At 72.4% G+C, this 18,841-nt stretch carries 21 protein-coding genes; 12 read left to right on the plus strand and 9 right to left on the minus strand.

The window, feature by feature from the left end; translation table 11 throughout:
- Nucleotides 1–206: 206 nt before the first annotated feature.
- Nucleotides 207–551 (plus strand): DUF742 domain-containing protein, encoded by a 345-nt coding sequence (locus tag AB0F89_RS29500; protein WP_367128903.1) that lies wholly within the window; start codon nucleotides 207–209, stop codon nucleotides 549–551.
- Here the strand turns inward: AB0F89_RS29500 and AB0F89_RS29505 are convergent.
- The 3 genes from AB0F89_RS29505 to AB0F89_RS29515 all read right to left on the minus strand — a co-directional run bounded on the left by AB0F89_RS29505 (nucleotide 504) and on the right by AB0F89_RS29515 (nucleotide 2,825).
- Nucleotides 504–1,412: an NAD(P)-dependent oxidoreductase gene (locus AB0F89_RS29505; protein ID WP_367128904.1), complete on the minus strand. Its 909-nt coding sequence runs from the start codon at nucleotides 1,410–1,412 to the stop codon at nucleotides 504–506. The genes AB0F89_RS29500 and AB0F89_RS29505 overlap by 48 nt on opposite strands.
- A gap of 113 nt (nucleotides 1,413–1,525) precedes the next feature.
- Nucleotides 1,526–2,257, minus strand: coding sequence for an anti-sigma factor (locus tag AB0F89_RS29510; RefSeq protein WP_367128905.1), 732 nt, complete (start codon nucleotides 2,255–2,257; stop codon nucleotides 1,526–1,528).
- Between the two features lie 4 nt (nucleotides 2,258–2,261).
- Nucleotides 2,262–2,825 carry a sigma-70 family RNA polymerase sigma factor gene (locus tag AB0F89_RS29515; RefSeq protein WP_367128906.1) on the minus strand — a complete coding sequence of 188 codons (564 nt, stop codon included), beginning with the start codon at nucleotides 2,823–2,825 and terminating at the stop codon, nucleotides 2,262–2,264.
- A 178-nt stretch (nucleotides 2,826–3,003) separates the two neighbouring features.
- On the opposite strand from AB0F89_RS29515, the gene AB0F89_RS29520 reads away from it, so the two are divergent.
- The 6 genes from AB0F89_RS29520 to AB0F89_RS29545 all read left to right on the plus strand — a co-directional run bounded on the left by AB0F89_RS29520 (nucleotide 3,004) and on the right by AB0F89_RS29545 (nucleotide 8,953).
- Nucleotides 3,004–3,582, plus strand: coding sequence for a hypothetical protein (locus AB0F89_RS29520; protein ID WP_367128907.1), 579 nt, complete (start codon nucleotides 3,004–3,006; stop codon nucleotides 3,580–3,582).
- Nucleotides 3,583–3,594: 12 nt separating this feature from the next.
- Nucleotides 3,595–4,347: a DUF4142 domain-containing protein gene (locus tag AB0F89_RS29525; protein ID WP_367128908.1), complete on the plus strand. Its 753-nt coding sequence runs from the start codon at nucleotides 3,595–3,597 to the stop codon at nucleotides 4,345–4,347.
- Between the two features lie 163 nt (nucleotides 4,348–4,510).
- Nucleotides 4,511–5,350 carry a ferredoxin gene (locus tag AB0F89_RS29530; protein ID WP_367128909.1) on the plus strand — a complete coding sequence of 280 codons (840 nt, stop codon included), beginning with the start codon at nucleotides 4,511–4,513 and terminating at the stop codon, nucleotides 5,348–5,350.
- Complete coding sequence (locus AB0F89_RS29535) at nucleotides 5,347–6,831, plus strand: NAD(P)/FAD-dependent oxidoreductase (RefSeq protein ID WP_367128910.1); 1,485 nt, start codon at nucleotides 5,347–5,349, stop codon at nucleotides 6,829–6,831. Before AB0F89_RS29530 ends, AB0F89_RS29535 begins: the two co-directional genes overlap by 4 nt.
- Before the next feature lie 54 nt (nucleotides 6,832–6,885).
- Nucleotides 6,886–8,109 carry a glycosyltransferase family 2 protein gene (locus AB0F89_RS29540; protein ID WP_367128911.1) on the plus strand — a complete coding sequence of 408 codons (1,224 nt, stop codon included), beginning with the start codon at nucleotides 6,886–6,888 and terminating at the stop codon, nucleotides 8,107–8,109.
- A gap of 121 nt (nucleotides 8,110–8,230) precedes the next feature.
- Nucleotides 8,231–8,953, plus strand: coding sequence for a D-Ala-D-Ala carboxypeptidase family metallohydrolase (locus AB0F89_RS29545; protein WP_367128912.1), 723 nt, complete (start codon nucleotides 8,231–8,233; stop codon nucleotides 8,951–8,953).
- 254 nt (nucleotides 8,954–9,207) lie between these two features.
- Here AB0F89_RS29545 and AB0F89_RS29550 read toward each other — a convergent pair whose 3' ends face one another.
- Entirely contained in the window at nucleotides 9,208–9,393 is a 186-nt protein-coding gene (locus AB0F89_RS29550; protein ID WP_367128913.1) for a hypothetical protein, read from the minus strand.
- 292 nt (nucleotides 9,394–9,685) lie between these two features.
- Here AB0F89_RS29550 and AB0F89_RS29555 point away from each other — a divergent pair, with 292 nt between their 5' ends.
- Nucleotides 9,686–10,144: a YkvA family protein gene (locus AB0F89_RS29555; protein WP_367128914.1), complete on the plus strand. Its 459-nt coding sequence runs from the start codon at nucleotides 9,686–9,688 to the stop codon at nucleotides 10,142–10,144.
- Here the strand turns inward: AB0F89_RS29555 and AB0F89_RS29560 are convergent.
- The 4 genes from AB0F89_RS29560 to AB0F89_RS29575 form a co-directional block, all read right to left on the minus strand.
- Complete coding sequence (locus AB0F89_RS29560) at nucleotides 10,141–11,241, minus strand: acyltransferase family protein (RefSeq protein ID WP_367128915.1); 1,101 nt, start codon at nucleotides 11,239–11,241, stop codon at nucleotides 10,141–10,143. The two genes, AB0F89_RS29555 and AB0F89_RS29560, sit on opposite strands and share 4 nt — an antisense overlap.
- On the minus strand, nucleotides 11,238–12,380 hold the full coding sequence (locus AB0F89_RS29565) for a hypothetical protein (RefSeq protein WP_367128916.1): 1,143 nt from the start codon (nucleotides 12,378–12,380) through the stop codon (nucleotides 11,238–11,240). Before AB0F89_RS29565 ends, AB0F89_RS29560 begins: the two co-directional genes overlap by 4 nt.
- Nucleotides 12,381–12,394: 14 nt before the next feature.
- On the minus strand, nucleotides 12,395–12,976 hold the full coding sequence (locus AB0F89_RS29570; protein ID WP_367128917.1) for a hypothetical protein: 582 nt from the start codon (nucleotides 12,974–12,976) through the stop codon (nucleotides 12,395–12,397).
- Nucleotides 12,977–13,138: 162 nt separating this feature from the next.
- Nucleotides 13,139–13,840 carry a lysophospholipid acyltransferase family protein gene (locus AB0F89_RS29575; RefSeq protein WP_367139036.1) on the minus strand — a complete coding sequence of 234 codons (702 nt, stop codon included), beginning with the start codon at nucleotides 13,838–13,840 and terminating at the stop codon, nucleotides 13,139–13,141.
- Between the two features lie 131 nt (nucleotides 13,841–13,971).
- Here AB0F89_RS29575 and AB0F89_RS29580 point away from each other — a divergent pair, with 131 nt between their 5' ends.
- Genes AB0F89_RS29580 through AB0F89_RS29595 form a run of 4 tightly spaced genes read left to right on the plus strand, consistent with a single transcriptional unit; the run spans nucleotide 13,972 to nucleotide 17,849 of the window.
- The gene (locus AB0F89_RS29580; protein WP_367128919.1) at nucleotides 13,972–15,162 is read left to right on the plus strand and encodes a PP2C family protein-serine/threonine phosphatase; all 1,191 of its coding nucleotides are present in this window, start codon (nucleotides 13,972–13,974) and stop codon (nucleotides 15,160–15,162) included.
- A complete protein-coding gene (locus tag AB0F89_RS29585) occupies nucleotides 15,162–16,652 on the plus strand; it encodes an ATP-binding protein (RefSeq protein ID WP_367128920.1) in 1,491 nt (496 codons plus the stop codon). Before AB0F89_RS29580 ends, AB0F89_RS29585 begins: the two co-directional genes overlap by 1 nt.
- Nucleotides 16,649–17,086: a response regulator gene (locus AB0F89_RS29590; protein ID WP_367128921.1), complete on the plus strand. Its 438-nt coding sequence runs from the start codon at nucleotides 16,649–16,651 to the stop codon at nucleotides 17,084–17,086. Before AB0F89_RS29585 ends, AB0F89_RS29590 begins: the two co-directional genes overlap by 4 nt.
- Before the next feature lie 13 nt (nucleotides 17,087–17,099).
- Nucleotides 17,100–17,849, plus strand: a complete 750-nt coding sequence (locus AB0F89_RS29595) for an alpha/beta fold hydrolase (protein WP_367128922.1) — start codon at nucleotides 17,100–17,102, stop codon at nucleotides 17,847–17,849.
- On the opposite strand, the gene AB0F89_RS29600 is transcribed toward AB0F89_RS29595, so the two are convergent.
- The gene (locus AB0F89_RS29600; RefSeq protein WP_367128923.1) at nucleotides 17,842–18,840 is read right to left on the minus strand and encodes an MBL fold metallo-hydrolase; all 999 of its coding nucleotides are present in this window, start codon (nucleotides 18,838–18,840) and stop codon (nucleotides 17,842–17,844) included. The two genes, AB0F89_RS29595 and AB0F89_RS29600, sit on opposite strands and share 8 nt — an antisense overlap.
- Between the last annotated feature and the right edge of the window lies 1 nt (nucleotide 18,841).

Consider the following 18,841-nt stretch of genomic DNA (forward strand, 5'->3'; position numbering starts at 1 on the left):
GTGGAGCGGGCGGATCATCCGATGCCTGCGCGGGCGCCGGACACCGGCTGGAAACGGTCGGGCACGCACCGTCGCGGAGACGCGACAAACCTCCCACATGGCGGGAAAACCGAGACAGGAGCCCTGATCACTCGTAGGGTCTACCGGCGTCAGCGACCCTGATCCCGTGTGACCAAGATCCACGCCGACCGCTGTGAGGAGCTGGTGTGTCGACCCTCCGGGTGCGCCCCTACACCAGGACCGGCGGCCGTACGCATTCCGCGACGACGCTGGCCATCGAGACCATCGTGACGACGAACGAAAGGGCGGAGCGAGACGCCCTGACGTCCACGGCGGAACACCGCATCATCAGCGACCTGTGCCGCAACCCCCATTCCGTCGCGGAAGTCGCGGCGACATTGCGGTTGCCGCTCGGCGTCGTTCGCGTGCTGCTGGCGGACATGTCCGACATGAGCCTGATCAACGTGCACGCCGACCAGGCGATCGACGTCAAGGGCAGGCCGTCACTGGAGCTGATGGAACGCGTCCTGATGGGGTTGCGCCGGATCTGAGCGCTCCCGCAGCGCGTGCAGCACGGCCACCATGTCCTCCTTGCCGTGCCCCAGCTCCACCGCGCGGGTGAACAGCGCCAGGCAGGTGTCGAGCAGCGGTGAGGCGACACCGGCGGCGCGGGCGGCGTCGGCGATGAGCTGGTTGTTCATCAGCACGTCGCGGGCCGCGGCCTGGGCCTCGAAGTCGTCGGCGAGGAGCTTGGCGGTCTTCGCGCGGGACACCTTGCTGGCCATCGGCCCCTTGTCCAGCACCTCGACCAGGGTGCGCCGGTCCAGGCCGTGCCGCTCGGCGAAGTGGAACGCCTCGGTGAGGCCGGTGGTCATGGTGATCAGGAACAGGTTCACCGCCAGCTTCATCAGCAGGGCGTCGGGCGCCTGACCGCAGTCCACCGCCTCGGCGCACATCGGCGCGATCACCTCGCGCACCCTGGCCACGGCGGCGGGCGGACCGGCGAGCATGGCGACCAGCTCGCCCGCCTCGGCCGGGCCGCGCGAGCCGGAGACGGGCGCTTCGACGTACTCCCCGCCCGCCGCGCCCACGTCGGTGGCGAGGCCGTTCGAGAAGCCCGGCGACGTCGTGCCCATGTGCACGACCGTGCGACCGCGGACCAGCCGCTCGAAGCGGTCCGTGCCGCGGCCGAGGACCGCGTCGATCGCGCCCTCGTCGGCCAGCATCAGGATCACCACGTCGGCGCGGTCGAAGACCTCGTCCGGTGTCGCCGCGACGCTCGCGCCCGCGTCCCGCAGCGGCTGCGCCCGCTCCGGCGACCGGTTCCACACCACCAGCGGCCGGCCGGACCGGGCCAGGTTGAGGGCCATCGGCTGACCCATGATGCCGAGACCGACGAAACCGACCTCCACCACGACCTCCTCGCACGGCGGCACGACGCCGCCTCCCGGGGTGGGAGTCAACGCCGTGCGGGTGGGTCCGGTCTTGAACGGTCGTGCGGCGGCCGCGCTCGGGGGCTCGGTGCTCAGGACGTCGGCAGGCGGACCAGGGAGGCGCCGTCCTCCGCGTCCCGCACGACGAACTCCGCGATGTCGTGCCAGCGCAGGCCGACCGCCGCCTGGAACGCCACCGGGTCCTCGCTCGGCCCCGTCCCGGTGACCAGCCACGAGCCGACCACCACCGCCTCGCCGCCGCGCGACTTCGCCACCAGCTCGCACCGGGTCGGTCCCTTGGCGCCCTTCACCTCCACCTGCACCGACGTGCCCCACGGCTCGGGGCTGGCCGAGAGCCGGGCGAACACGCCGGTGGTGGCGTCGGTGCGGGCGATGGAGCCGGACGCGTCCGGCGCGCCCTTGGCCAGGTTGGTCTGCTCCGGCACCGACTGCGACGACGGCGAGGCGACCGGGTCGGACGGTGCGGCGACGTTCACCGACACGACCGCGGTCAGCGCGATGAGCAGCACCGCGGCGGCGGCGGCCAGCAGCGCGACGTTGCGGCGCTTGCGCGCCCTGGAGTCCGAGACCGAGTCGAGCATCGCGCGCACCGAGCGGCCGTCGGGCCGCTCCCCCGCGTTGGCGCGCAGCATGCCGTTGGCGTCGGCCTCGTCGAGCAGGTCGGGGAGTTCGGCGAAATCGCGCAGGTCGAGCGCACATCGACGGCACTGGGCGAGGTGGTTCTCGAAGGCGTCGACCTCGTCCTCGTCGAGGACACCGAGGACGTACGCCGCCACGTCGACGTGGTTCGGCAGCGAAGTCACCTGTTCAGCCCCGATCCTGCAACGAGCGCCGCAGGGCGCGGAGGGCGTAGTACACCCTGGACTTCACCGTGCCGGGCGGCACCCCGAGCACCGCTGCGGCTTCCCCGACGGTCCGATCCCTCAAGTACGTCTCGAGAATAGCCTCCCGGTGTTCTTCCGTCAGTCCGTTCATCGCCTCGGCCACGACTATCGCCGCCAGCGTGCGGTCCGCTTCGTCCCGCTGCGGCGCCTCGTCGGACGGCGTCAACTCCGACTCCTGGGGTCGGACGCTCCGCTTGCGACGGTCGTCGATGACCAGCCGCCGGGCCACGGTGAACAGCCAGGAGCGCAGCAGGACCGGGTCCCGCTCCAACTTCTCGGCGTTGCGCCATGCCCGCACGAGCGTCTCCTGGACGATGTCCTCTGCCCACTGCCGGTCGCTGCCGGTCAGCCTCATGGCATGTCCGAGCAGCGCGCTGCCGAACTCCTGGTAGAGCCTGCGGATCAGCTCGTCTTCCAGACTCAGGTCCGGCCGGCCGTGATCTCTTCGGGGGGAAGTGCTGCGTCTGTGCCGCGCCACGCCGAGCATCCAAGCGCGCCGGGGGCGGCCGCGTCGAGGGTTTCGCCGCAAAAAAAGTCGTCGATTTGTTCGTGAACCGTCATCGCATCGTGTCCGTATCCCCCGGTATCCGCTTCAAAGGCACGGACCCGGCCCTCCGGTCCGCTGGTCCTTTCGGCGGACCCGCCAGCAGGAGAAAGGACCAACGATGCGCAGTCGACGTTCCAGGCAGGTGTTGCCGCTGCTCCCGGCGGCAGCGGCGTTGGTGCTGGTCAGCGCTTGTGGCGCGACCGGCGCCGGCGGCGCTGCGAACCAGGGTGGCGCGGTCGGCGCCGGTTCCGGTCCGACGACTCTCCAACAGCAACCGGAATTCGGCAAGGAGCCGCACCAGATGCTCTCCGCGACCGAGTCGGAGCGAGTCGGCTGGTTCGTGGCGGACGCGGGCGGCTTCGCGCTGTACCGCTTCGACAAGGACACCGCGAAACCGCCGAAGTCCAATTGCGATGCCGCGTGCCTCGAACTGTGGCCCCCGGTGCTGGTCAGCGACCACACCATGACCTCCGGTGTGGACCCGACGCTGGTCGGCTCGGTGGCCCGCGCGGACGGCAGCAAGCAGGTGACGCTGGCCGGCTGGCCGCTGTACCGGTACGCGGGCGACAAGAAGGCGGGAGACCTGGCGGGCCAGGGCAAGGGCGGCACGTGGTTCGCGGTGACGCCCGAGGGCAAGAAGGCGCAGACCGAGGACGGCGCGGCGCCCGGCCAACCGTCCACCGGCGACGGTTACTAGGGCGCGAAGACCATGTCAGCCAAGCGTTTCGCGGCAGCGGTGCTGGCGCTGCACCTGCTGGCGCTGCCCGCGCTGCCCGGTGTCGCGCACGCCGACGACCCGCCCGCGGCGGGCCAGGTGGAGCAGACGCCGCTGGGACCGATCACCGCCCAGGACAAGGACCTCCTGGTCAAGGTCCGCCTCGCGGGGCTGTGGGAGATGCCCATGGGCGAGGAGGCGCAGACCCGCGCGGCCAGCACCAGGGTCAAGGAGGTCGGCCAGCAGCTGGCGAGCGACCACGAGTTCCTGGACGAGCGGGTGGTGCGGCTGGCGTCCCAGATGGGCGTCCCGCTGCCGGACCAGGCCAACGCCGACCAGCAGTCGTGGATGGCGGAGATGCGCTCGCGCACCGGCGCGGCCTTCGACGACTCGTTCGCCAACCGGCTGCGCGCCGCGCACGGCTCGATCTTCCCGGTCATCGGCACGGTGCGGGCCACCACCCGCAACGAGGCGATCCGGCAGTTCGCCCAGGTGTGCAACCAGATCGTGCTCAAGCACATGACCCTGTTGGAGAGCACCAACATGGTCACCGACGTGGGTCTGTCCAAGCCGGTTCCCGCGGGCGTGGCGAACGTGGCGGCGGTGAGCGCCGACCCGGTGCGCGCCGCGGCCCAGTTGCCCACGGGAGAGCCGAGCCCTCTCGCCGTCCTCCTCATGTGCCTGGTGGGCGCGGTCGTGACGATCGGCATCCTGCGCCTGCTGCGGCCACGCGGCAACGTCAAGTGAAAGGAGGTGGTGCCCCGGACGACACCACAGCCCCTCCACCGGAGGACTTCCACACCCTCGAACCCGCCCGGCAGGTCGTGACCACTCCTGCGCGGCCCGCCGGGCGGGTCGACCCCCGCCACCGCCTGCGAGTTCTCTCCCGCCACCTCGGAGGTAGACACCAGTGCTCACCCAGGTTCCGCTGCTGATCGCCCAGGCGACCGGCGGCGACCACGACGCCGGAGTGCGCCACGTCGCGCAGATATCGGCGCGCCTGGCCTACGCGACCATGTGCGCCACCCTGTGCTGGGGCGTCCTGATCGCGACCGGCTGGGCCAACAAGGTCTCCGGCAGACAGGGGTTGCGCAACAGCCACATGGTGCTGGCGACCATGGCCCTGACGTTCGGGTCGCTGCACGCGATCGCGTTCACCCTGTTGCAGCTCGACGCCTTCTCGTACTTCCGGGTCCTGGTGCCGTTCGCCGACGGCGGCCTGTTCCGGCACGCGCTCGGCATCGTCGGCCTGGAGCTCATGCTGACCATCGCGATCACCGCGGGGCTGCGCAAGAAGGTCTACTACCGCAAGTGGTTGAGGCTGCACCAGCTCGCCTACCCCGCGGTCGCCCTCACCGTCGTGCACTCCTGGTTCGGCGCCGTCGCGAACGGCAACCTGGCCGTGCTGTGGCTGGCGGGCCTCACCGTCCTGGTGCCGACGGCGACCATGGCCGTCGCCCGCTTCCTGCCGCCGGACTGGCTGGTCAAGCTCGGCATGCTGGAGCCGGAGCCCGGTTTCGAGCCCGAGCCGGACGGCGCGGGCGGCAGCGCGCTGGACATCAGCGTCGACAACGAGCGCTGCCACCGCTACGGCATCTGCCAGGCGGAGGCGCCCGGCCTGTTCCAGCTGGTCGACGACGAGCGGTTGCGCTACGAGCGCAGGCCGCCGCCCGAGCAGTTCGCCCAGGCGCGGGCCGCCGCGCGGGCGTGCCCGATGCGGGCGATCGAGCTGCGGGAGCGTGTCCGGTGAAGAACGAGGAGCGCGTGGTCATCGCGGGCGGCGGGCTGGCCGGCCTGCGCGCGGGCGAGCGGCTGCGGGAGCTGGGCTTCCGCGGCGAGGTCGTGATCGTGAGCGCGGAGCGGCACCTGCCCTACCACCGGCCGGCGCTGTCCAAGGAGGCCGTCAACGGCGAGCTGGTCGCGTCCGACCTGCGGTTGACGATCAGCCGCGAGCTGGACGCGGTGTGGCGGCTGGGCACGGCGGCCACCCACCTGGAGCCGGACCGGCACGTCGTCGGCCTGCCCGGTGGCGAGGAGCTGAAGTACGACGGGCTGGTCATCGCGACCGGCGTGGAGCCGCGCCACCTCGTCGGCGCGCCGCGCCAGGACCCGCGCATCCACGTGCTGCGGACCGTGGACGACGCGATCGCGATCAAGCAGGCGATCAACTCCACGCAGGGGCTGGTCGTGGTCATCGGCGGCGGCCTGATCGGCTGCGAGATGGCGGCCTCGGTGAAGACGATGGGCCGTGACGTGGCCATCGTGAGCCGGTCGTCCACGTTGCTGGGCAACGCGGTCGGCAAGAACATCGCCGACACGGTCACCGAGGCGCACCGGGCGCGCGGTGTCCGGATGGCGATGGGCGTGAAGATCCGGCACTGGGTGCGGCAGGCGGGCGGGGTGGCGATCCACCTCTCCGACGGGCAGGTGTTCTTCGCCGCGGTCGTGGTGATCGCGGTGGGCGCCTCGCCGTCGATCGCCTGGCTGCGCGGGTCGGGTCTGGTGCTGGAGGACGGCGTGCTGTGCGACCCCACGTGCCACGTGGTCGGCGGGACCGACATCGTGGCCGCGGGCGACGTCGCGCGGTGGCCGAACCTCCGGTTCGGAGGCCAACCGCGTCGGGTCGAGCACTGGCTCAACGCGGTGGAGATGGGGCGGGCGGCCGCGGAGAACCTGTTGGCGGGCAGGGCTGATTCGCGGCCGTTCACCCCGGTGCCCCGGTTCTGGACCGAGCAGTACGGGATGCGCATCCAGGGTTCGGGCCTGCCCGCGATGGGCAAGGACACGACGACGTTGGCGGGCTCGCAGAAGGACCACCGGACCATCACCGGGTTCATCAACGACGGCAGGCTGGTCGGGATGGTGGGGCTGGACGCGCCGACGGCGATGATCAAGCTGTCGACCGAGCTGTGGCGGCAGAACCGGGTGACCGCGAGCGGGCCGCAGCGCCGGGGGCCGCAGCACCTGGCCGAGCCGCCGGCGACCGGCGACCGGCGGGTGGGCGCCGAGTCGGTGGGTCCCGGGTTCGCCGACGACCCCCGGTTGCCCGACGACCCCCGGTTCGCCGACGACCCCCGGTTCGCCGGGAGCCCGCCCGCCGGAGCACGGCTGCCGCGTCAGCAGCAGGAGTCCCAGCCGCTGCCCGTCCCGCCCTCGCACGCCCCGGTCGTGCGGTCCCGCGGGCAGGCCCGCGCGCTCGCCCGCACCGGACCGAAGGCCAGACCCCGTTGATCCGTTACCTCGACGCCGTGCCGCCGTAACCCCGGCCGCTGAGCATTCGGTCCCATGGCGAATCGGAGTCGAGTCACCGTGGTCGGCATCCCGGCCCGCGACGAGGCGCGCACGGTCGGCGCGGTGGCCCTGGCCGCCGACGCCGGCCTGGGCCTCGCGTTCCCCGGCGGGACGAACGTCGTGGTCCTGGCCGAGAACGGCAGCACCGACGACACGGTCGGGCAGTTCACCGCCGCACCGCTGCGGGCGCGCAAGGTCGTGGTCAGCTCCGGCGGCGAGGGCACCGGCAAGGGCACGAACGTGTTCGCCGCCATGGACCGGGCGCTCGACCTGGGCGCGGACCGGCTGCTGCTGCTCGACGCGGACGTGCGGTCCGCCGAACCCCGGTGGGTGCCGGCGCTGGCGGACGCGGTGGAGGGCGCGGAGCCGGTGCTGGCCGTGCCCGCGTACCGGCGCGACCGGTTCGAGGCGAACACCACGAACCACCTGGCGGGCCCGCTGCTGGCGGCGGTGTTCGGGGTGCACGTGCAGCAGCCGATCGGCGGCGAGTTCGCGTTCAACCGCGCGTTCCTCGAACTCGCCCGCACCTGGCCGCGCCCGGACAGCGCCTACCTGTACGGGATCGACGTGTGGTTGACCGCGAACGCCCTGCGCGAGCACGTCCGGGTGGTGGAGGTGCCGCTGGGTCGCAAGCTGCACAACTCGCCGTTCCCGAAGATCCTGCGGTTGCCGCAGCAGGTGCTGGACTCGCTGTTCCACGTCGTGCTGCGGACCGGCGGCGTGCGCGCGCCCGGCTTCGCGGCCCCGAAGGCGCGTGCGGCGGTGGACGGCCTCGCCGTGCCGCAGGACCCGGCGGTGGTGGCGAGGGTGTCCGGGTCGGTCGCGCGGTACCTGGACGCGCACGGCGCGGACGTGCGGGCGCTGTTCCCGTCGGCCGGTTCGGCGCCGGCCGCGCCGTGGGGGCTGCGCGTGACCACGGACGACTGGCCGGAGGTGCTGGCGGACGCGGTGGTGGCGGTGGCGGGCGGTCGGTTCGAGGCGGCGCGCGACCACCTGGTCGCGCTGTACGTCAACCGGGTCCTGACCTTCTGGGACGAGATCGACGGGCTGCGCGACGACGAGGTGGACGGCTTGCTCGACCGGCAGGCGGCGAGGACCGTGCAGGCGTTGGCCGGCAGGCGGGTCGACTGGGGCAGCCGATCCGGTCCGGGCGGGTTCGACGTGGGGCACTGGGCGGGCTTCAACGACGTCTCGCCCGAGTGGACCGTCCCCGCGTGACCTCAGTTGTTCACAAACTGTTCTTGATGTGTGAAATATTCAGACATCTGCGACAGATTGACGCAAGTTTACCTCTCCGCCAGGCTCCAGAGCCGTCCCCCAACCCGGTCTGGAGGTCCCTGTGCTCCGACTCGTTTCTTACCTGGCCTCGGTGGCGCTCGTCGCCGTGGTGCTCGTGGCAGGTGGCGGCACGGCGCAAGCCGACGGCTGCTACACGTGGAACCGAACCCTCTCCCAGGGCGCGTCCGGCGAGGACGTGCGGCAGTTGCAGGTCCGGCTGTCCGGCTACCCCGGCTACGGCGCGGTGCTCGGCATCGACGGCCAGTTCGGCCCGGCGACCAGGTCGGCGCTCGTGCGCTTCCAGCAGGCGTACGGCCTGGCGGCGGACGGCGTGGCGGGCAGCGCCACCTACTCGCGGATCTACTCCCTGCAGGACGACGACTGCACGCCGGTCAACTTCTCCTACGCGGAGCTGAACAACTGCAACTCCACCTGGGCCGGGGGCAAGGTCTCGGCGGCGACGGCGAAGTTCAACGCGCTGGTGTCGATGTGGAAGCTGCAGGCGATGCGGCACGCGCTCGGCGACCAGTCGATCCGGGTCACCAGCGGGTTCCGCAGCATCTCGTGCAACAGCGCGGTGGGCGGGGCGTCCGACTCCCGGCACCTGTACGGCGACGGGGTCGACCTCGGGGCGGGGCCGCACTCGCTGTGCCGGATGGCCCAGCAGGCCCGCAACCACGGGTTCAACGGCATCCTCGGCCCGGGCTACCCGGGTCACGGCGACCACACCCACGTCGACCACCGGGGCAGCCGCTTCTGGTCGGCGTCCTCCTGCGGCATCTGAGCAGGACCAGGCAGGAACACGCCTCGGCGACCGCGGGCTCGTCCCTCGACCCGCATCGCGCCACACCCCGGACCCCGACGGTCCACCCCTTCACCCGGCGGGTCCGGTGAAAGCACTGCGGGCCGCAGAACGGGCGTGCACGACCCGTCACGCGGCCCGCAGTGCGCAGTGGGGTTCGCTCAGCCGGGGGGGGCGCGATGGGGCGCAGTCCGACTTGATCGCCGCCGCGCTGCGGCACCCGAACGTCGTCCCGGTCAACGACGCTGACCCGGTCCGGCGACCTGATCGGGCTCGTGGGACCACGTGGCGCCGGAACGGCTGTCCAGCAGGCGGGTCGACGGCCGGGCGGACCAGTACTCGCCGGTCTGCGCGCTGTTCGCGTGCCTGACCGACCGGTTGCCGCACCAGGCCGCCGACCCGGCCGCCAAGGTCGCGCCCACCTGCCGCAACCGCCGCCCGCGCCCTCGGTGTTCAGCCCGCTCGTCACCCCCGCGCTGGACGCCGTCGTGCTGCGCGGCCTGGCGAAGGACCCGGCGCGGTGGCGCTATGGCTCACCCCCCGAGAGCAACTGGTGAGCCGCAGGCGCCGAGCGGCGGGGTGTCCACATCGGACGGACCTCGGCCCGCCGTCCCGCCCCGCGAGCCGCCGGCACGTCGCGGCGGAAGTGTCCGCGACGTGACCACGCCCGCCGCTCCACCCGCGTGAACGCCGCCGCGCCACTACCATGGAGGCGTGATCTTCCTCAGCGTGGTCCTCACCTTGCTCGGGCTGGGCACGCTGCTGTGGCGCGACGACGACCTGGTCGGCCTGCCGCCCGTCGTCGCCGGCTCCGGCCTGCTCGTGCTCGGTGTCGCGGCCGGTGTGCTGTGGGCCGTGCGCAGGCGTCGGCGCTGGGAGCGCAACGGCGAGCCGCGCCCGGTCGGCAACGTCCTCCAGCGGGCCAAGGCGCTGCCCCGGTTGCTGCGCGAGCGCAAGGCGTACGGCCTGCCCACCACGACGCTGGCCACGTGGGGCTTCGCCGTGCTCTACCTCGTCTCGCCGGTCGACCTGCTGCCCGAGCTGCTGCCGGTCATCGGCGTGACCGACGACGCGGGCGTCGCGGTGTGGCTGCTCACCAGCGTGTCCACCGTCGCCGGCCAGTACCTGCGGTGGGAGCGCGAACGCTCCGGGCAGCGCCCCCGCGAGCTCTAGCGGCGCTCCCCGCGCCGCCGGTCGAGGCCGCGCCGGACCAGCTTGGTGACCGGCATCTCGACCAACCGGTGGAAGACCTCGACGGCGAGGGCCATCGCCAGCAGCGCGCCGATCGCCGCGAGCGGCGTGCCGACCAGGGGCTGGAGCAGGGCCATCACGCCGAACGTCACCGGCATGTGCAGCAGGTAGACCGAGTAGGTGCGCTTGCCGACGACCTTGACCCAGCGGGCGGTGGCGATCCGGCCGTTGGCGCCCATGCACAGGATGACGATCAGGATGTCGATCAGCAGCGCGTTCTCGTAGCCGCCGCCCTGCAACATCGACGCCGACACCAGCTCGGCCCGGGTGAAGAGCATGAAGTGCGCCGCACCGAGCAGCAGCCCGACGCCCAGCCGGATCTTGCCGAGCCACACCAGCGAGATGACGTGGCCGATGAAGACGATCGGCAGGAACGCGACGATCGTGCGCGTCGGCACGGCCACGCCCTCCGGCACCAGCGACATCGTGATCGAGATCGCCGCCGCCGCGACCGCGGGCGGCAGCCACGGCCGGCGGCGCAGCAGCGGGATCGTCAGCGCGATGAACAGGTAGAACGACAGCTGGACGAGCAGCGACCAGGTGATCGGCAGGATCGAGTGGTGGCCCCGCATGAGGTACGTGCCGAACCAGAGGTCCGCGAGCAGGTTGTCCAGCGTCCCGTGCGACTTCGCGGCCATCGACGGCGCCAGGCCCGCCACCACGAACGCGAAGCTGATCGGCAGCGCCGCCCACATCGGGGGGATCACCCGGGCGACCCGCCTGGTCAGGAACTCGACCGGCCGCTCGCGGAAGGACACGCCGGTCACCACGATGCCGGAGATCAGCAACAGCAGCGCCACCCCGACGAAGCTCAGCTCCGAGCGCAGGTGCAGCGTGTCGGTGGCCGCGTTGACGGCGTCGCCGATCGGGAACCAGTTCCTGCCGCCGTGGATCCACGCGGCCACGTGGTGGTAGACGATCGTCGCCGACGCGAGGACGCGCAGCAGGTCGAGGCCGTGCAGCCGGCCGCCGCCTGGTCGCGTCGGGGTGGCCGCGGGGCGTTCCTGGACGGTGGTCACGGCGACACCTCACCGGCGCGGTCGAATCGGCGGGTCAGCTCGGCGACCAGCGCGAGCGCGCCGAGGCCGAGCAGGAAGCCGACGGGGAACGGGAGGCCGAGGCCGAGCACGGCCCAGCCGAGGGTGCCCGTGAGGACGAGCAGCCACCTGGCGCGACCCGCCAACCACCGCACCGCTCGGGTGGTCGTGCGGGCTCGCGTGGTGATCACGTAGAACAGGACCGCGTAGAGGGCGGTGAGCGGATACCACCACTCGGCCACCCCGGGGTGCACGTGCTCGGTCCACGCCAGCAGGCCCCACACGCCGAAGCCGAAGAGCGCGACCGCCCAGCCGGGCAGCCTGCCGATCACCTGGCCGAGCACGGCGAGGGGGAACAGCACGAGCGGCATGGCGAAGTCCGCCGACACCCCGCCGGCCAGGAGCAGCCCGGCCACGACGAGGAGCTGGCCGAGCGGCACCAGCCAGGCGTTCGTCCGGACGGCGAGCGCGCCGGTCAGCCAGATCACGAGTTCGATGCCGAGCACCAGGGCCATCGGCTGGACCAGGACCTCGACGTCGAGCAGGAGGAGGACGGCGGTGAGCAGGGCCGCGACGGCGACCGGCACCGCGATGCGCACGAGCCTGCGCACGTCATCACGCCACCCGACCGACCTCACCCCGGCCTCCCGCTCCGAGCCGGACTCGCCCGCTTCCTCCGAGCCGGACTCGGCAGCTCGACCCGAGCCGAACTCAGCAGCCTGGCCCGAACCGGGCTCGCCCTCTTGCTCCGAGCCCAGCCCAGCAGCCTGACCCGAGCCCGGCTCGACCGCCCGACCCGAACCGGACTCGACCCCCTGACCCGAACTGGGCTCGACCGCTCGACCCGAGCCGACCGGGCCCGGCCCGCCGGCCATCGCCGGACTCGGCGTCCGCGAGCCCACGCCCCGCCGAGCCGACACCGCCGCGTGACCGCTCGCCAGGAGCAGCAGCATCATCCCGAGCACGCCGAAGTCCTCGCCGATGCCGAGCGGCCGGTTCAGCCACTCCCGCGCCTCGTCGAACACCACGAACCGCTCACCGTGCCGGTCGAGCCACAGGCCGCCGAGGTAGCTGTGGACGACCAGGCAGATCCCGGTCGCGCGGGCGATGGCGGTGGGCATCGGGCGCTCCCCCGTCATGACGTGACCGGCAGGTCGCGGAGCTGCGCGGCCAGCAGCTCGTGGAAGGCCGCCTCGGCGGCGTCGCCGTCCGGGCCGAACGCCTCGACCCGGACCACGCCCCGACCGCTGACGTAGTGGCCGCGGTAGGTGACGGGCCCCTCCTCCGGCGCGAACGCCAGCGCCACGACACCCTCCTGCGCGGGAACAGCCTGGTAGCCGACCTCCTCGTACAGCGAGACGATGTCGTCCAGCAGGCCGGTCGGGTCCTCCGCCTGGAACACGGTGAACAGCCAGGCGCCGCGCACCAGCTCGCCCTCGGTGGACACCAGAGCGGCGATCTGCTTCGTCACCGGCTCGACCACGTCCAGGTCGACCCGGCCGAGCACGCCCGCCTCCTCGATCACCGACGGCGGGCCGGACAGCCGCACGGACAGCGTGCCGACCGGCTCGACCAGCTCGTAGGACGGCTCGGCGGCCCAGGGCAGCCGGGGGTCACCGGCGACGGTGGCCGCGCGCGGCCGGTTCGGGTCACCCCCGTCGCCACCGTGCGCCCAGGCCGCGACCGTGAGCGCGACGAGCACGAGGACAGTGCTCACCGCACCTGCGTTGCGCAGCATCGAGCCCCCCGGACACACGGATTCGGCGCATGCCCCCTAGCGCCACGGTGACTGATTTTCACACAATGCGAGGTTCCGCCGGACCGTAATGGGTTGTGCGGCTCATCTCGTGACGCGCGGCTGCCCGATCGGGACCGAGGGTCACCTGCTCCCGGGGTGCGGCAGGTCGCGGACGCCGACCAGCAGGGTCGTGACCGCCGCCATGATCCGCGCGGTCGCCTCGTCCAGCACGGCCTTGGTCGGCTCCAACCCGTACAGGTCGGACAGGTCGACCTCGGAGCCCGCCACCACGGTCACCTTCCGCCACGGCCGGGGCACGAACTTGCCCGGCGGCAGCAGCTCCCTGGTCCCCCACTGCGCCACCGGCACCACGGGCGTCCGGGACGTCAGCGCCAGCCGCGCGACCCCGTTCTTGCCGCGCATGGGCCAACCTTCGGGGTCGTTGGTGAACGTGCCTTCGGGGTAGACGATCACGCACTCCCCGGCGTCCAGTGACGAGCGCGCGCTGTCCAGCGCCGATCCGCCGCGCACGCTGCTGCGGTCCACCGGGATGTGCCGACCCGACGACATCACCCACCCGAGCACCGGCGCCTTCCACAGGCTCGCCTTGGCCAGGTACCGGGGCACCCGGCCGGAGGCGAGCGCGAACGCCGTCAGCGTCACCGGGTCGGCGAACGACAGGTGGTTGGACGCCAGCAGCACCGCGCCCTCGCGCGGGATGTTCGGCCGCCCCGCCATCCTCATCCGGACGAACAGCACGACCAGCGGCCACAGCAGGTCGATGGCCACCGAGTACCAGAAACCGCGGCCCCGGCGGGGCAGGCGGGCCGTCAGCGCGACCATCTGGGGAAACGTCACGACAGGATCTTCGGCCATGCCCACCGGCCCGCTCGCGGCGACCCACCCGTCGTGGTTTCGCGACCCACCGCACCACGTCGCCCCGGTCTGATCGAGTTCGACTAATCTCCTCCCCCGTGGCAGGGCTCACCCCACCGCGGGCCGCGGTGAACCGGATCAACGTGCTCCTCGTCGAAGACGACGAGGGCGACGCCGTGCTGGTCGAAGCCCTGTTGGACGAAGTGGAAGCGGACGTCGCCCTGCACCGGGCGCGCACGTTGCGGGAAGCCGAGGGCCTGGTGTCGAAGGCCGACTGCGTGCTGCTCGACCTGGGCCTGCCGGACACGACCGGCCTGGAGGGCCTGCGGCGGCTGCTCGCCAACCCGGCCCCGGTCGCGATCATCGTGCTGACCGGCCTGAACGACGAGCACCAGGGCACCCAGGCGGTGGCGGCGGGCGCGGAGGACTACCTGGTCAAGGGCCAGGTGGACGGTGTGAGCCTGGCCCGCAGCATCCGGTACGCGGTCGGCCGCAAGCTCGCCGAGGAGACGCAGCGCCAACTGCGCGACGAGCAGCTGCTGGCGTCCGAGAAGACCCGCCTGGAACGCGGCCTGCTGCCGTCGCCGATCATGCACGGCGAGGACATCGGCTGGCAGGTCCGCTACCGCCCGGGCGGCAGCCGGATGCTGCTCGGCGGCGACTTCTACGACGTGGTGCGCACCTCGGACGGCACGCTCCAGGTGCTGATCGGCGACGTGTGCGGCCACGGCCCGGACGAGGCCGCGATCGGCGTGTTCCTGCGCATCGCCTGGCGGGCGCTGGTGCTGGCCGACCAGGAGCCGTCGCGCGTGCTGCGCACGTTGCACGAGATCCTGGAGCACGAGCGCCACCAGCCGGGCCTGTTCACCACGGCGTGCATGGTGACGATCTCGCCGGACCGGCGCTGGGCGCGGGTCTACCTGGCCGGGCACCCCGAGCCGATGCTTCTGGTCGGCGACCGCGTGGTGGAGCTGCCCCGCGACCGGGCCGGGTTGCCGCTCGGAGTGCTGCCGGACAGCACGTGGAGCGGGATGGACGTGCCGCTGCCACCCGGTTGGGCGATGTTGCTCTACACCGACGGCCTGGTCGAGGGCCGGGTCCGCGGTGACAGCGAGCGGTTGGGCTCGGAGCGGTTGATCGAGCTGATCGGCGGGATCACCGCGGCGCGACCGGACTGGGCGCGCACGCCGGCGACCCTGCTGGACAACCTGATCAGCAGGGTGAAGGAACTCAACGGCGGGGAGCTGGACGACGACATGGCCGTGCTGCTGATCTCGGAAACGGACTGATGGACTACCGCACCCGCTGGCCCGCGAGCAGGTTGCTGGTCGCCGCCGTCACCCTGCTGTTCATCGTGTGCGGGGCCACCGTCGGCAGCCTGGGCGTGTCCATGGCCAACCTGACGAGCGCCCGCTGGACGCTGCTCGACCAGATCCTGCCCGCGCGCAACCTGGTCCGCGACGTGGACACCGCGCTGATCAACCAGGAAACCGGTGTGCGCGGGTACCTGCTCACCGTCAACGAGGACTTCCTCCGCCCCTACCCGAACGGCCAGCAGGCCGAGCGCCAGGCCGAGGACGCCGCCCGTGACCTGCTCGGCGAGGTGCGGCCGGACCTGGTCCGCGGCCTGGAAGAGCTGGGCCGGCTGTCGCAGGAGTGGCGGACCAGCTACGCCGAGCCGCTGATCCAGCGGGTGCGGCAGGCCGGCGCGTCGCAGACGACGCTGGCCGAGGCCGCGCGCGGCAAGCTGCTGTTCGACCGGGTCCGCGACGCCGCCGACGAGCTCGGCGACGAGCTCGACCGGGCCGCCGAGGACGCGCGGCGCAACTTGGACGAAGTGGCCAGGCAGCAGTTGTGGCTGCTCTACGGGCTCGGGCTGCTGCTGGTGCTGATCATCGCCGGGGTGGCGGTGGTGCTGTACCGCATCCTGATCGCGCCGCTGAGCGGGCTGGCCGGCGACGTGCGGCAGGTCTCGTCGGGCGACTACGCGCACGCGGTCGAGGCGGGCGGGCCCCGCGAGACGGTGATGCTGGGCCAGGACGTCGAGGCGATGCGGGTGCGCATCCTCTCCGACCTGGAGGAGCTGCGGCGGTCGAACGCGGAGCTGGAGCAGTTCGCCTACGTCGCCTCGCACGACCTGCAGGAGCCGCTGCGGAAGGTGGCGAGCTTCTGCCAGCTGCTGGAACGGCGCTACTCCGGGCAGCTGGACGACCGCGGCGAGCAGTACCTGCGGTTCGCCGTCGACGGCGCGAAGCGGATGCAGGTGCTGATCAACGACCTGCTGGCGTTCTCCCGGGTGGGCCGGCTCAGCCGCGAGCAGACGCTGGTGGACTGCGACGAGCTGGTCGCGCAGGTGCTGGACAACTACTCCGAGGTCGTCGAGCGGACCGGCGCCACCGTCGACGTCGCGGACCTGCCGACGGTGCGCGGCGAGGAGTCGCTGCTCGGCGGCGTGTTCGGCAACCTCATCAGCAACGCGTTGAAGTTCCACGGCGAGGACCCGCCGCACGTGCGGGTGGACGTGGAGCGGACGGGGGAATTCTGGACGTTCACGGTCGCCGACAACGGCATCGGCATCGACGCCGAGTACGCTGAACGCATCTTCGTGATCTTCCAGCGCCTGCACCACAAGGACGACTACCCCGGCACCGGCATCGGGCTGGCGATGTGTCGGAAGATCATCGAGTACCACGGTGGCACGATCTGGCTCGACACCAGTGTCGACACCGGCACCACCTTCAAGTTCACGCTGCCGGCTGTAGAGGACGACGAGCAATGAGCAACCCGCTGAACGTGATCGACGTCCTGCTGGTGGAGGACGACCCCGGCGACGCCCTGATGACGCAGGAGGCGTTCGAGCACCACAAGATCCGCAACCTGCTGCACGTGGTGCGCGACGGCGTCGAGGCGCTGGAGTTCCTGCGCAGGCAGGGCCCGTACGAGGACGCCCCGCGCCCCGGGCTGATCCTGCTGGACCTGAACCTGCCGAAGATGGACGGCCGCGAGGTGCTGGCCGAGATCAAGGCCGACGAGACGCTGCGGCCCATCCCGGTGGTCGTGCTGACCACGTCGGAGGCGGAGGAGGACATCCTGCGCAGCTACAACCTGCACGCCAACGCCTACGTCACCAAGCCGGTCGACTTCGACCGGTTCATCGAGGTCGTCCGGCAGATCGACGACTTCTTCGTGACCGTGGTGAAGCTGCCCCGCTAGCCGCACCGTGGGAGTGGTCACGTCGGCGGACGGCACGACGATCGGGTTCTCGCGGACCGGCGAGGGCCCGGCGGTGGTCCTGGTGGACGCCGCGTGCTGCTTCCGCGCCGCCGGTCCGATGCCCGCGGTCGCCGCGGCGTTGACCGGCTACACCGCGTACACCTACGACCGGCGTGGCCGGGGTGAGAGCACGGATCGCGGACCGTACGCGATCGACCGCGAGGTGGAGGACCTGGCCGCGGTCGTGGCCGCGGCGGGCGGCTCGGCGTTCGCCTACGGGTTCTCCTCCGGGGCGGTGCTCGTCCTGCACGCGGCGGCGGCCGGAGTGCCGATCACCGCGCCGGCACTGCTGGAGCCGCCGCTGTCGTTCGAGGAGCCGACCGGGCCGGACGTGCGGGACGAGATCAACGCGCTGGTCGCGGCCGGTCGGCGGGGTGACGCGGTGATCCGCTTCCAGGTCGCGTGCGGCATCCCGGAGGAGTTCACCGCCGAGCTGCCGCGGTCACCCGGCTGGCCCGCTCTGGAGGCGCTGGCCCACACCACCGCCTACGACCTGACCATCACCGGCACGCCGCCGGACCTGGCCTCGATCGACGCGCCGACGCTCGTGCTGGACAGCGGCGGCAGCGACGAGCGCCTGCGCGGCTGGGCCGACGGGGTCGCCGAGCGGCTGCCGAACGCCCGGCGGCGGACCGTGCCCGGCGGGTGGCACGGCGTCGAGCCGGACGTCCTCGCCGCCGCGCTGGCCGAGCACTTCAGCTGACCGCGTACCGCACCACGCCGTCGTCCGCCCCGGCGCTGAGCAGCCCCCGGTGGACCAGCACGTCCAGGTGCGCGGCCGTCTCGCCGGTGGCCAGCACCTGGTTGAACAGGTCCAGCCCGTCGAACGCCCGGCCGCGCCGGGTCCAGCCGAGCTTGCGGGCCGTCTCGAAGGCGGTGCCGGTGCCCGACCGGACGGCCTCCAGCGTGGCCGCGAGGCGGTCCTCGTGGTGGGCCAGCAGCTCGTCCACCCTGGCGTGGCTGGACTCGGTGACGGGGCCGTGCGCGGGCAGCAGGCGCAGGTCCGGGTGCTCGCGGACGAGGCGCAGCGAGTCGAGGTAGTCGCCGAGCGGCAGCGCCGGGCGGGCCGGTTCGAAGCCGATCGACGGGGTGATGTGCGGCAGCACGTGGTCACCGGCGAACAGCAGCGACGACTCGGTGTCGATGAACACGACGTGGCCGCGGGTGTGGCCGGGGGTGGGCAGGACGCGCAGCACGCGCTTCGCCAGGCCCAGGTCGCTCTCGCGCAGCCACTCGTCGGGCTCCTCGTAGTCGCGCAGCTCGTCCTCGCCGACCGACGAGACCACGGCGCGCCACTTCTCGGCCAGGTGCGGCGCGCCCCACGTGACGAGGTCGCGGTGGCCGTCGCGGCTGCGGCCGACGACCTTGGCCAGCGACGGCTGCTCGCCCGCGCCCAGCGCGATCCTGGTGCCGAACCGGCGGCGCAGGGCGACGGCCATCGTGTAGTGGTCGCGGTGGACGTGGGTGACCAGGAAGCGGTGGACGTCCTCGAAGCCGTGCCCGAGGGCGCCCAGCGCCGATTCCAGCGCCGCCTCCCCCGCTTCGAGGGCCCAGCCGGAGTCGATCAGGACGACGCCGTCGCCGTCGTCGACCGCGTACACGTTGACGGTGTGCAGACCGTCGTTCGGCAGGGGCAGCGGGATTCTGTGCACACCCGGCGCGACTTCGAAGACTCCGGGCTCGGTCCACTCCATG

Origin of the sequence: Saccharothrix sp. HUAS TT1, assembly GCF_040744945.1 — a bacterium.
Taxonomy (GTDB): Bacteria; Actinomycetota; Actinomycetes; order Mycobacteriales; family Pseudonocardiaceae; genus Actinosynnema.

Bases quoted from the DNA above. Each gene is read 5' to 3' on its own strand.
- AB0F89_RS29575 (WP_367139036.1), bottom strand. From the start codon at position 13,840: ATGGTCGCGCTGACGGCCCGCCTGCCCCGCCGGGGCCGCGGTTTCTGG.
- AB0F89_RS29585 (WP_367128920.1), top strand. From the start codon at position 15,162: ATGGACTACCGCACCCGCTGGCCCGCGAGCAGGTTGCTGGTCGCCGCC.
- AB0F89_RS29520 (WP_367128907.1), top strand. From the start codon at position 3,004: ATGCGCAGTCGACGTTCCAGGCAGGTGTTGCCGCTGCTCCCGGCGGCA.
- AB0F89_RS29540 (WP_367128911.1), top strand. From the start codon at position 6,886: ATGGCGAATCGGAGTCGAGTCACCGTGGTCGGCATCCCGGCCCGCGAC.
- AB0F89_RS29600 (WP_367128923.1), bottom strand. From the start codon at position 18,840: ATGGAGTGGACCGAGCCCGGAGTCTTCGAAGTCGCGCCGGGTGTGCAC.
- AB0F89_RS29565 (WP_367128916.1), bottom strand. From the start codon at position 12,380: ATGCCCACCGCCATCGCCCGCGCGACCGGGATCTGCCTGGTCGTCCAC.
- AB0F89_RS29590 (WP_367128921.1), top strand. From the start codon at position 16,649: ATGAGCAACCCGCTGAACGTGATCGACGTCCTGCTGGTGGAGGACGAC.
- AB0F89_RS29525 (WP_367128908.1), top strand. From the start codon at position 3,595: ATGTCAGCCAAGCGTTTCGCGGCAGCGGTGCTGGCGCTGCACCTGCTG.
- AB0F89_RS29515 (WP_367128906.1), bottom strand. From the start codon at position 2,825: ATGCTCGGCGTGGCGCGGCACAGACGCAGCACTTCCCCCCGAAGAGAT.